Raw genomic sequence first — 11,316 nt, forward strand, 5'->3', positions numbered from 1 at the left:
CCTAACTGATTTAGTATGCTTTAATGCTACATGCTCTTTTGCATACTCTCCATAAGCTTTTTAAGAACATATGCGCATTTCATAGCACATGATTGCGCGATTGCAACCATTGGTACGCAATGCGTGTTGCGCTGTGTGCGCGATCTGGAATAACAACTAATCCACAACGACTAAAACCTGCGCGCGTAATTATTTTTTGCATAATTGCGTTATCTGGATGCGTGTCAATGCGCACATTACTATAGTGCTGCTGCGCCCAATGTAAGCATGCTGTTGCCATTTTCGGTTTTATACCTGACGATGCTAAGCGGTGAATAGTTACGTAAGGAGAAACATCATCAAGCCACGCACCGTCAATGCTGGCATACACTTCATCAACACCTTCGCATAATGCGAATTGCGCTAGAATACGCTCGTTACCTGATTCAGGATCTTCATCAACAATCACATAGAAACGCTTTAAACGAATGTCTTCAACAACACTTGAGACAAGCGGAAAACTATTCCCCCACTGATGCGGATTGCCAGTAACGCGCATAAATTTGCGAGCATTTTCATAAATATGCTCAATATTTCGCAAGTCACCAAGCGTTGCTTTTCTTAATGTTATATCTTCCATACCAACCTCTCAAAGAAAGCAAATAAAATTGCGCAAGACTACGCAAGTCACGCAAAGTTAGTTGAGATTGCTCACACAATCTTGCGTTCAAAAGGATCCGAACTAATTCCCTTCGCTAGAATATCTTTACACCATTGACGCGCACCAAATAAACTATGATCTCTATAATTGCCGCAAGATTTAATAGTTGTTGCAGGAATATCATCCCAAGTGGCTTTATACGCAATAAACTCAAGCGATTCCTTCAAAGCGCGCGCCACATCTTCAGTGCTATGCTCACCCCACGTAAGCAAATGAAAACCAGTACGGCAACCAAACGGCGAGCAATCAATATAACCGTCAATACGCTCACGAAGCAACACCGCAATTGTATGCTCAATAGTATGCAAAGCAGCTGTAGGAATCGCTTCCTCATTAGGCTGTGTTAAGCGAATATCATAATTAGAAATAACATCACCATGAGGACCTTGTTGCGTATCGATATAACGCACATAAGGTGCTTTGACTTTCGTGTGATCGAGTTCAAAGCTCTCTGGACGAGGTCGCGAGGCATTCTGTTCACTCATAAATAGTCCCTTCATGTAACTACACAATAAACAACGTACTCTTTAGCGTACTGACTACTTCTATAGTAGACAAGTCGCCTAATGAGTTGAAAGATTTGTTAGTTGAAAGATTTGTTAGTTGAAAGATTTGTTAGTTGAAAGATTTGTTAGTTGAAAGATTTGTTAGTTGAGAGATTTCAGTTTACATACTTGCTGCGTTCACAAGCGCACGAGTGTAATCATGTTGAGGACGATTCAGCACATCGCTAACGCTGCCAGATTCCACAACTTCCCCATCATGAAGCACCATAACACGCGTTGCTACATGCTGAATCATTCCTAAATCGTGACTTACGAAAATGCAGGACATTGTTGGGCGTTCTTTTCTAATAGCGGCAAAAGCGTCGAGAATACGAGTGCGCTCGGCAACGTCAATTGCGCTCATTGGCTCGTCTGCAACCAAAACGCGCGGATTATTGATTAAAGCGCGAGCAATACAAACGCATTGTGCTTGACCACCAGAAAGTTCGTGAGGGTAGCGTTCAGCAAAATCTTTGGGAGGCAAGCCCACTAATATCAACGCGTCATCAACTCGCTGACGAATAGTTTCATTGTCTAATCGCAACGATTTTCGCCATATTTCAAGCGGTTCTGCAACACTTGAGCGAACTGTCCAACGCGGATCTAAAGCCGCAAATGGATGCTGGAAAACAAGAGAAGTTTCTTTACGAAGCATATCATAAGCTGAAATTTTTTTGTACTTCGAGAGGATTGTGGAATTATTTACGTAATTCTGAGTATTCGTAGAATTACTTACGCAATTTGCATTATTTGCACTATTCGTATTATTTGTCGAATGCACAGAATGCAGGATTTTCCCATCATACGCAATACTTCCAGCAGAAATTTCTTGAAGCCCTAGTATTGAGCGAATAAGCGTTGTTTTACCAGAACCAGATCCACCAATAATCGCTAACGATTCACCTGCGCGAACGCACACATCAACACCCTTCAGCACTTCTGCACAACGCTTTCCATGCCCCAAAATAACGTGAATATTTTTCGCTACAATCAGTGCTAAATCTGTACTATTTCCACTATCTTTCGTAATTCTATTATTATTTTCGATATTGTTATTTTCAGTATTATTATTTTCGCTATTACTACTTTTACTATTACTATTTTCGATATTACTATTTTCAGCAGTAAATTTTATTGAATTAACTTTCGTAGAATCCAATTTTTGCGAGCGCAACGTCAACTTTTTAGCCGCACTCACCAATTGCAACGTTGAAGTTACATGTGGATTTTCAAGCAAATCTTGCACATCTGCACTATCAACCAATCGCCCAGAATCAAGCACATAGCAACGCTTTGCAGCGTGAGAGAGCACCGAAAAATCATGTGTTACAAAAAGCATCGAAGCACCCATATCGTCTACAAGTGACGCCAGCATGCGTACAACATCGCGCTGAGTAACAGAATCAAGCGCAGTCGTAGGCTCATCAGCCAAAATCAAGCGAGGAGAAGTAATAAGCGCAGTAGCAATACCAACTCGCTGCTGCTGACCGCCGGAAAGCTCAAACGTGCGTTGAGAAGCAATATTCTGCGGCAAACCAACTTTATCAAGCATAGTAAGCACACGATTATGAACATCATCAGCATCAAGATGATAGTGGATGCGTAAAGGAAGCGAAATCTGCTCCTCAACACTGAGCATTGGATTTAATGCGCGATTCGCCTGCTGAAATACCACCCCCACGTATTTCCCACGAAAATGCGCAAGACTTTCATCGCTAGCACCAACCGTTTGCATGCTCCCTAGAACACACGAACCAGAAACTTGAGCGCGAACTGGCAGCAAACCAGTAGCAGCACGAAGAAGCATAGACTTGCCAGAACCAGAAGAACCAACTAAGCCAACTCGCTCACCATCGTTAACATGCAGTGATACATGGTCAAGAATGAGTTGTTCATCAAGACGTAACACAAGATTTTGAATATCTAAGCTCATTGTGCGCCTACTTTATTCCTTTACCCTTTTGCAGCTTTACAGTTTCGTAGCTTTCGTAGTTTTCGTAGCTTTCGTAGTTATTGGCGATTTTTTGACAGTTTTTGTTGATTTTTCGTAATTTTTGTATTTTTGGCGGTTTCGCAGAAGGATGTAATGCTGTACGCAATACATCGCCTAAAAGATTCAATGCTACAACAACCACAGTCACCATCAAACCAGGCCACACAACCGCCAAAGGATTTACATGAATAAGCGTTACAGAAGTTGCCAAAACACGCCCCCAACTTGGCACGCCAGAAGGAACACCAACACCTAAATACGTTAAACCGCTTTCCGCTAAAATCACCGTTCCTGCAGAAAGCGAAAGCTGCACAAAAGCAACAGGCATAATATTAGGCAAAACATGACGGAATAACACATAACGTCTTGAAGCACCTTGAGAAATTGCAGAATTGACATAATCCGATTGCAAAACAAGCTGGGCACTTGGTCGCACAATACGCGCTAAATTCAAACCATAGCCCACGCCGCAAGCAAGCACAATCACAGCAACACTTGCACCCATTGGCACAGCAAGCATCAACGCAATTAGCACAGTCGGAATAGAAATAAGCGCATCCACTGCCATAATGCTTATGGCGCGAACCAAGCGAAAACGAGCGATCATCAAACTCAGCAACACCACACCGATGACAGCCGACACCAACACCGTGCAGACGACTAACACAAGCTCAATTCTAGAGCCTGCCATAAGCCAGCTCAGCATATCTGCACCAGTGCCATCCGTGCCAAGCCAATGCGCAAACGAAGGCTTCTGCCACACTTCGTAGCCATTTGTTTTCACAAGAGCGTAAGGCGTCCAAAACAATGATATAGCAGCAACAGCAAGCCACAGTGCAAGCGTAGCGCACACGAATTTACCGAAAGTTGCATGCCAGATGCGTTGGAGCATAGTTGAGTGCGCTATGAATTGAGTTGCAGATTGCGCTGCAGATTGCACTGCAGGACGAGCTGCAGATTGTGCTGCGGTACGAGCCGCGGGACGAGCTGCGGATTGTGTCTTGCTCACAACATCATCTTCCTGAAACCTCAACATAATCAACTAACATAATCAACTAACATAATCAACTAACATAATCACCAAAAATTAACGTTCAACTGCATCTTCAGATAGTCGAGCATCAAGCAGACGATGCGTAATATCAATCACTAAGCCAATAAGCAAGAACAATGCAGCCAGCATAAAAAGCTCACCTTGAGCAGCAATTAAATCACGCAAACCAACGTCACGAATCATCCCCATACCCATACCAGGTAACGAAAATAGGTTTTCAATAACCATCACACCCATCACCATATGAGCAAAAGTCAAACCGACAACAGAAACCAACTGCGGAAGCGCCAAACGCAAACCAACTCGCCACACAGCCTGCTTACGTGTCATGCCGCAAGCCATTGCCTGAGTCAGAACCTCACTATGCGCAATATTCTCCAAAACAGCTGTTGTGTAGCGCATAAAACTAGAACCAACAATAATTCCAACTGTAATTGCCGGCAACAATAGCGACAAAAACGCTTCAGAAAAATCGCTCCAACCATCCGTCGGAAAACCTTGCGTCGGCAGTAAGTTCGCCACACCTACACCTCGACCAAGCAACAAAATAAGCAACATACCTCCCCATAAAGCTGGCACAGAGCCTGCGACAAGAGCAGCAAAACGCAAAATCGCCTGAATTGGCTTTCCATCGCGAGTTACCTGCCAGCAGCCAAGAGGAATACCGATTGCGAGCGCAATTGCAAGACCCAAAAAAATCAGCGGAAAAGTAATAGTCGCGCGACTAGCAATAGTCGTGCTTACAGAACGACCAGTCAACATAGATACACCAAAATCGCCACGCAAAACACCACAAAGCCAATCCGAATATTGTGTAAAAAGCGGCTTATTCAAGCCAAGCTCAGCGCGCAGTTGCTCAACTTTGCCACGAGGAGCATTAAGACCAGCCATCACTTGTGCAACATCGCCAGGAAGCACGCGAAGCGCAAGAAAAACAGCCGCAGAAATGCACAATAATGCCGCAATAAAAAGCAGCAAACGTTGGCATATCATACGAAACATAAACCGCCTCCTTTTTTATGGACTTCCAGTTGAAGCGCAGCGCAAGTACACGAATTCAGACACGCGCGCAGTCGTCGCGCTGCGCCAGTAACGGATAGACGCATTTTTTTGTTACTGGTGCAGTTGGCGTTCTGCGTTAGTAACGGATAGACGCATTTTTTTGTTACTGGTGCAGTTGGCGTTCTGCGTTAGTAACGTATAATGTCGTTTTTTCGTTACTGGTGCAGATTGCGTTCTGCGTTAGTAACATATAATGTCGTTTTTTCGTTACTGGTGCAGATTGCGTTCTGCGTTAGTGTCTCTTGATTTGCGCTTAGCAAATCCAACACTAGCTAAGCCGCAAATTGTACAGCGGCAAAATCTCCTGATTCATGTCAAAAGGCATGCCTTCAAGATTCTTCACCTTCGCAGTCACCACGCGGTAATTAAACAGCCAATCAGCCGGCGCATCCTTGCTAATAATTCGCGCAGCCTTAGCAAGCAATTTAGCCGAATCACTTTCGGACGCACTCAGCATTGCCTTAGCGTACAAATCCTGCACTTGCTTATTGTCATAACCGTAGTAGTAAGTAGGATCCGCCCACTGACCAAAATCGTGACTCTCATTGTGATCAACCATCGACAAATCATACTGCTTATTCTTATACACATCCTGCAGCCAAGTAGTAAACTCAACCACATTCACCTTCAAATCAATACCGACCGGCTTAAGCTGCGAGCGCAACTGGTCACCAAGTTGCGTACCGTAAATATTCGGATAAGTAAGCGAAAGCTGCAACGGATGCGACTCATCGAAGCCAGCTTCTTTCATAAGCGCCTTTGCGCGACGTACATCATGCGGATACAACTTCGTTAAGTCCTCATAGCCAGGGTCGAGAGACGGAATTGGTCCACCAAGTGACACGTCTGTGCCGCCACGAGATGCAATAATTTGCTTGTGGTCAATTGCGTAGCGAATAGCCTGACGTACGCGCTTATCTTTCGTACGCTCACCCTTCATATTCATAGCAAGTACAAATTTGTCGGTACCGTTTCCAGCACGCACTACGTAACGCTTGGAATCATCTTTAAAAGGCTTAGCAAGTTGACCAGAAATAGGTGCCAGCGCTTGCACAGCACCAGAAGAAAGCGCGTCAACAGCAGCATTATCGTCTACAAAATAGCGCACAACAATTTTGCTGGTTTGCGCAGGATGAATACCTTTATAACGCGGATTTGCTTTTAATACAACGCGATCGTTCGGCACGAACTTGTCGATTACGTACGGTCCGGAACCAACTGCTTGCGTTTTAGCATCGTATTGAGCATTTTTGTCGAATACTAAACCGGAGCGACTGCAAAGTGCCCACAGTAACTTAGCATTTGGCTCTTTAAGCGTAATTTCAAATGTGTAATCATCCTTCGCTTTTGCTGACTCAACTTTGCCAACCATATTCGATCCGCGATACTGCTTATCAACAAGTTCGTTAAACGACCATGCTGCGTCCTTTGCCGTCAGCTTGTGACCGTTAGAAAATACAGCATTCTTACGAAGATGGAACGTATAGCGCAAACCATCTTTGCTTACTTCCCAGCTTTTTGCCAAGGAAGGTGAAACTTGGTTTTTTGCATTACGAGCAACTAAACCTTCGTACACATTGCCAATAAGCAGCTGATCAAGTGCAGAACCAGATTGATTGCGAATATCGAGATTTGTAGGAGCAAGTTTTAAACCGATTGTGACAGTTTTGTGCGATATCGTTGATGACATCGGCAATGAATGAGATTGGTGCTGCGTAGTAAACGTAGCAAAAATCGCGCTTATTACAACAATTGCAATAACCGCTATCGCAAATAACCAAGGTTTACTGAGCTTATGCTTACTCGAAGAATTATGTGATTTTGCAGCAGCATTCAGCGATTCGTCAGTACTCGCTTGAGGAGTACTCGCTTGAGAAGTACTCGCTTGAGATTTACCAGAGAACATTTCGGTCGCGCCGATTTCTTCGTGCACGCCTTCCTCGGGTTTTGTGTTACCCATACCATAACCTTTCTCAATGGCATATAAATGGTACTAATTTTTTATTACTATTTATTTTTATTACTATTTACTTCTTTATTTTGCTCAACGCTACAGCGCAATTGCAATTGCAAGTTGTAACAATTTACTCATTACGCCTCAAGTCGCAGGCTTTACCAATCGTAGCCTATTAACAAACCAGGCTCACCGTGCACTCATCCAAAAAACTTACCAATAATTTGTATGAAAAAGCTCATCAATAATTGGTATGAAAATAATTTGTATGAATGAATAAGCAAATTCGCAAGCACACACAAGTAAGCACACACAAGTAAGCACACACAAGGTTGTAATATTCATAAAAGTTGTAATATGTATGAAATACATACGCTTTACGAGATATATATCCTACGAATGTGGTTAAATGCCAACAGAACGCAAACTTGCAAACGTGCGCAATAATCTGCAAAAATTACTGCGCAAATGCATGCAAATTTGCGAAACATACAGATGTAAAGCAACGTAACAAGGCGCATACAGTGCAAAAACTGCACAAAACGCATCTCACACAAAGCGAGGAATGATGGCTGAGAACTTGAATACTACAGTAACCGTGAACGAATCCTCAGATCCGCAAAATCAAAGCGGCGAAGACCGCACCGCTTTAAACCGTCAGCTTGCACAAATGCTTAAAGGCGGCGTCATTATGGACGTCACTACCCCAGAGCAGGCGCGAATTGCTGAAGATTCTGGAGCTTGCGCAGTTATGGCTTTGGAGCGTATTCCTGCAGATATTCGCGCAGCTGGTGGCGTTTCTCGCATGAGCGACCCAGCAATGATTCACGGCATTCAGGAGGCTGTGTCTATTCCTGTGATGGCAAAGTGCCGTATTGGCCACTTTGTTGAAGCTCAGGTGCTTGAGGCTATTGAGATTGATTATATTGACGAAAGCGAAGTTCTTTCCCCAGCCGATGACGTATACCATATTAATAAGCGCGATTTTGCTGTACCTTTCGTTTGCGGTGCTAAGGATTTGGGCGAGGCTTTGCGCCGAATCAACGAAGGCGCTTCTATGATTCGCACCAAGGGCGAGCCGGGCACTGGCGACGTGATTCAGGCAGTGCGTCACATGCGCATGATGAATTCCGCAATTCGTAAGCTCACCAGCATGCGTGAGGATGAGCTTTTTGAGGAAGCTAAGAATTTGCGCGTGCCATTTGAACTTGTAAAGTACGTTGCGCAGAATGGCAAGCTTCCTGTCGTGAACTTCGCTGCAGGTGGTGTTGCTACCCCAGCCGATGCTGCTTTAATGATGCAGCTTGGTGCTGAAGGCGTGTTCGTTGGCTCCGGCATTTTTAAGTCGGGCGACCCAGCCAAGCGCGCCGCCGCAATCGTGAAGGCTGTAACTAATTACAAAGATGCCAAGATGATTGCTAAGCTTTCTGAGAATTTGGGCGAAGCTATGGTTGGCATTAATGAGCAGGAAATTAAGCTTTTGATGGCTGAGCGAGGCGAGTGATTTTGACAAACTCCCCTATCAATACTGATAACTCCACTACTGGTAACTCCACTACTGGTAACTCCACTACTGGTAACTCCACTACTGGTAACTCCACTACTGGTAACTCCACTCACACTGTAGCTGTTTTAGCTGTTCAGGGAGCTTTTCTTGAGCATCGCTTGATGCTGGAAGAGCTGGGCGCGCGCGTAATAGAGCTTCGTCAGGCGCGCGATTTGGAGCAGTCTTTCGACAGATTAGTGTTGCCGGGCGGCGAAAGCACCGTGCAAGCTAAGCTTCTTCGCGAGCAAAATATGCTCGAGCCTTTGCGTGAGAGGATTGCTGGCGGTATGCCGGTTCTTGGCACTTGCGCAGGCTTGATTTTGCTTGCGAAGAACGTGGAAGGTAACGAGGTGAACGGCTTCGGTACGCTGGATGTAACAGTTAAGCGCAACGCTTACGGCCGCCAGCTCGGAAGTTTCCACTGCGAAGCTGATTTTGGCGATCTTGGCAAGGTGCCGATGACGTTTATTCGCGCGCCTTATATTGCAGAAGTCGGCTCTCATGCTGAAGTTCTTGCAACTGTTGACGGACACGTTGTTGCCGCGCGCCAAGGCAACCAAATCGGCACATCCTTCCACCCGGAGCTTGACGACGATACGCGGATCCACCAGCTTTTCCTAGATTTGTAATCTGATTCGTAACTCCGGCAAATGTTCCAAAAATTAGACAAAACAACTACATTTGCCGGAGAAAATCTCCCGCAAATGCTCCATAAAAACGGTAAGCTCGCGTGAGCTTACCGTTTTTCATTACTCGCGCAGTTTGCGTACTGCGTTAGTAACGTATAATCCCGTTTTTTCGTTACTCGCGCAGTTTGCGTACTGCGTTAATAACGCATAAAAGTGTTTATTCGTTACTCGCGCAGTTTGCGTACTGCATTAGTAACGTATAATCCCGTTTTTTCGTTACTCGCGCAGACGCCGGGTAATTTTCCGGCAAATGTTCCAAAAAATGGCTGATGCTCGCACTATAAGCGCCTCGCTGCTGAGCTTGCTTTCGCGCGCTAAATCGTAGCGCTCAAGCAGGTCGTCGCTCCAAACGTGGGGAACTTATCTCGCGTTTGGAGGGTTTTGTTTGGTGAACTGCTCCAAACGTGGGGAACTTATCTCGCGTTTGGAGCGTGTCATACGGTTATTTGCTCCAAACGCAATCTGCAATAGCAACAAAGTTTTTAACGCGGAAGTCAAAAACTTACCAAAATACGAAAGTTTTTAACGCCGAATTCAAAAACTTTGAATTTTAAGCAAGTTGCACAGTAAACGTAAACGCACAGCAAACGTAATGCAATTGTAATACAGTGTAAAACGTTTATATAATATTGTATAACAGTGCAATACATTGTAGAATGTAATAAAAGTTGATATATGAATATAAAAGAGCTAGAAAAACAAATCAAAATTAAACAAAATTAACGAGTCAAGAAAACTAATGCGCTTATAGAAGCAAAAATTATAAGTATAAAATCAAGGAGCATATTATGGCAATCAGCGCAACAGCAACCACAACGAAAGCAAAAACCGCAGCGAAAACCGCAAGCATCAACGTGCGCGTCACCAAGGATGTTAAAGCACAGGCAGAAGAATTATTCGCCAGCTTTGGCATAACTCTTAGCGACGCAATCAACATGTTCTTGCACAAGTCGCTTATGGTAGAAGGACTCCCCTTCGACTTAAAACAGCCAAAATACAATAAAGAAACAATCGCCGCGTTTAAGGAATATGACTACATGAAAGCGCATCCAGAAGAGTACAAGCGCTACGACAATGTTACCGAAGCATTGGAGGACGCACTAAAATGAGCCTAAAAGTCGTATTATTAAACTCATTCAAAAGAGATCTTAAGCGTATAAAAAAGCGTGGCTACGACATAAAACTCTTAGATAGTGTCGTGCGAATGATTGCACCGCAAGAGAAACTCGCTGAAAGATACTGTGACCACGCACTTACAGGCAACTATTTAGGATTCCGCGAATGCCATGTAAAATCAGACTGGCTGCTTATATATCGCATAGATAACGATGACGTGGTACTCGTGCTTTCTCGCACGGGAACGCACTCAGACATGTTCAACGAATAGCGCTCCGACCTGCTTGAGCGCTCGCTTTGACCGAGCTTGAAATCAATGGTATTTCAAGCTCCTTCAAAGCGTGATTTGGCTCAATTGTGAAGCACAGTGTGCTTCACATGCCAAATCAGCCGAACGGCTATGCCGTGAGGAATAAGCGCGAAGGCAACTCGGAGCGCCGAGCTTGTTCAAAGTTGAAAGCACAGTGTGCTTTCAACGCAAGCGAGGTCTGCCTTCGTCTCGATTGACGAAGGCAGGGCAGGATTATGTGGCTGTGCTTTAGAAACTAGGTTGTGTTTTGTGTGCGCCAACGACCTGCTTGAGCGCAGCATTGCGCGCGCGAAAGCAATTCGGAGCGCCGAGCTTGCTCAAGGTTGAAAGCACAGTGTGCTTTCAAC

At 44.6% G+C, this 11,316-nt stretch carries 9 protein-coding genes and 1 pseudogene; 4 read left to right on the forward strand and 6 right to left on the reverse strand.

Translation table 11 applies throughout. The features are described from left to right. Window positions 1–79: 79 nt before the first annotated feature. The 6 genes and pseudogenes from HXT28_RS03740 to HXT28_RS03765 form a co-directional block, all read right to left on the reverse strand. Window positions 80–619: a hypothetical protein gene (locus HXT28_RS03740; protein ID WP_016637114.1), complete on the reverse strand. Its 540-nt coding sequence runs from the start codon at window positions 617–619 to the stop codon at window positions 80–82. A gap of 71 nt (window positions 620–690) precedes the next feature. Next, the gene (locus HXT28_RS03745; RefSeq protein WP_422113273.1) at window positions 691–1,185 is read right to left on the reverse strand and encodes an S-ribosylhomocysteine lyase; all 495 of its coding nucleotides are present in this window, start codon (window positions 1,183–1,185) and stop codon (window positions 691–693) included. A gap of 181 nt (window positions 1,186–1,366) precedes the next feature. Further along, window positions 1,367–3,178 carry an ABC transporter ATP-binding protein gene (locus tag HXT28_RS03750; RefSeq protein WP_422113274.1) on the reverse strand — a complete coding sequence of 604 codons (1,812 nt, stop codon included), beginning with the start codon at window positions 3,176–3,178 and terminating at the stop codon, window positions 1,367–1,369. A gap of 133 nt (window positions 3,179–3,311) precedes the next feature. Beyond that, window positions 3,312–4,130, reverse strand: a pseudogene (locus HXT28_RS03755) (ABC transporter permease); the annotation flags it as partial. A 195-nt stretch (window positions 4,131–4,325) separates the two neighbouring features. After that, window positions 4,326–5,294 carry an ABC transporter permease gene (locus tag HXT28_RS03760; protein WP_422113275.1) on the reverse strand — a complete coding sequence of 323 codons (969 nt, stop codon included), beginning with the start codon at window positions 5,292–5,294 and terminating at the stop codon, window positions 4,326–4,328. A 328-nt stretch (window positions 5,295–5,622) separates the two neighbouring features. Then, window positions 5,623–7,314 carry an ABC transporter substrate-binding protein gene (locus HXT28_RS03765; RefSeq protein WP_422113276.1) on the reverse strand — a complete coding sequence of 564 codons (1,692 nt, stop codon included), beginning with the start codon at window positions 7,312–7,314 and terminating at the stop codon, window positions 5,623–5,625. A 664-nt stretch (window positions 7,315–7,978) separates the two neighbouring features. Here HXT28_RS03765 and pdxS point away from each other — a divergent pair. From pdxS to HXT28_RS03785, 4 genes are all read left to right on the forward strand, one after another. Then, on the forward strand, window positions 7,979–8,812 hold the full coding sequence (pdxS, locus tag HXT28_RS03770; protein WP_050397242.1) for a pyridoxal 5'-phosphate synthase lyase subunit PdxS: 834 nt from the start codon (window positions 7,979–7,981) through the stop codon (window positions 8,810–8,812). Beyond that, window positions 8,809–9,483, forward strand: coding sequence for a pyridoxal 5'-phosphate synthase glutaminase subunit PdxT (gene pdxT / locus HXT28_RS03775; RefSeq protein ID WP_422113277.1), 675 nt, complete (start codon window positions 8,809–8,811; stop codon window positions 9,481–9,483). Before pdxS ends, pdxT begins: the two co-directional genes overlap by 4 nt. A gap of 848 nt (window positions 9,484–10,331) precedes the next feature. Continuing rightward, the gene (locus HXT28_RS03780) at window positions 10,332–10,652 is read left to right on the forward strand and encodes a type II toxin-antitoxin system RelB/DinJ family antitoxin (RefSeq protein ID WP_422113278.1); all 321 of its coding nucleotides are present in this window, start codon (window positions 10,332–10,334) and stop codon (window positions 10,650–10,652) included. Continuing rightward, on the forward strand, window positions 10,649–10,930 hold the full coding sequence (locus HXT28_RS03785) for a type II toxin-antitoxin system YafQ family toxin (RefSeq protein ID WP_422113279.1): 282 nt from the start codon (window positions 10,649–10,651) through the stop codon (window positions 10,928–10,930). The genes HXT28_RS03780 and HXT28_RS03785 overlap by 4 nt, the downstream gene beginning before the upstream one ends. Window positions 10,931–11,316: the final 386 nt, after the last annotated feature.

The organism is Gardnerella washingtoni (assembly GCF_049262705.1).
Classification (GTDB): domain Bacteria; phylum Actinomycetota; class Actinomycetes; order Actinomycetales; family Bifidobacteriaceae; genus Bifidobacterium; species Bifidobacterium vaginale_D.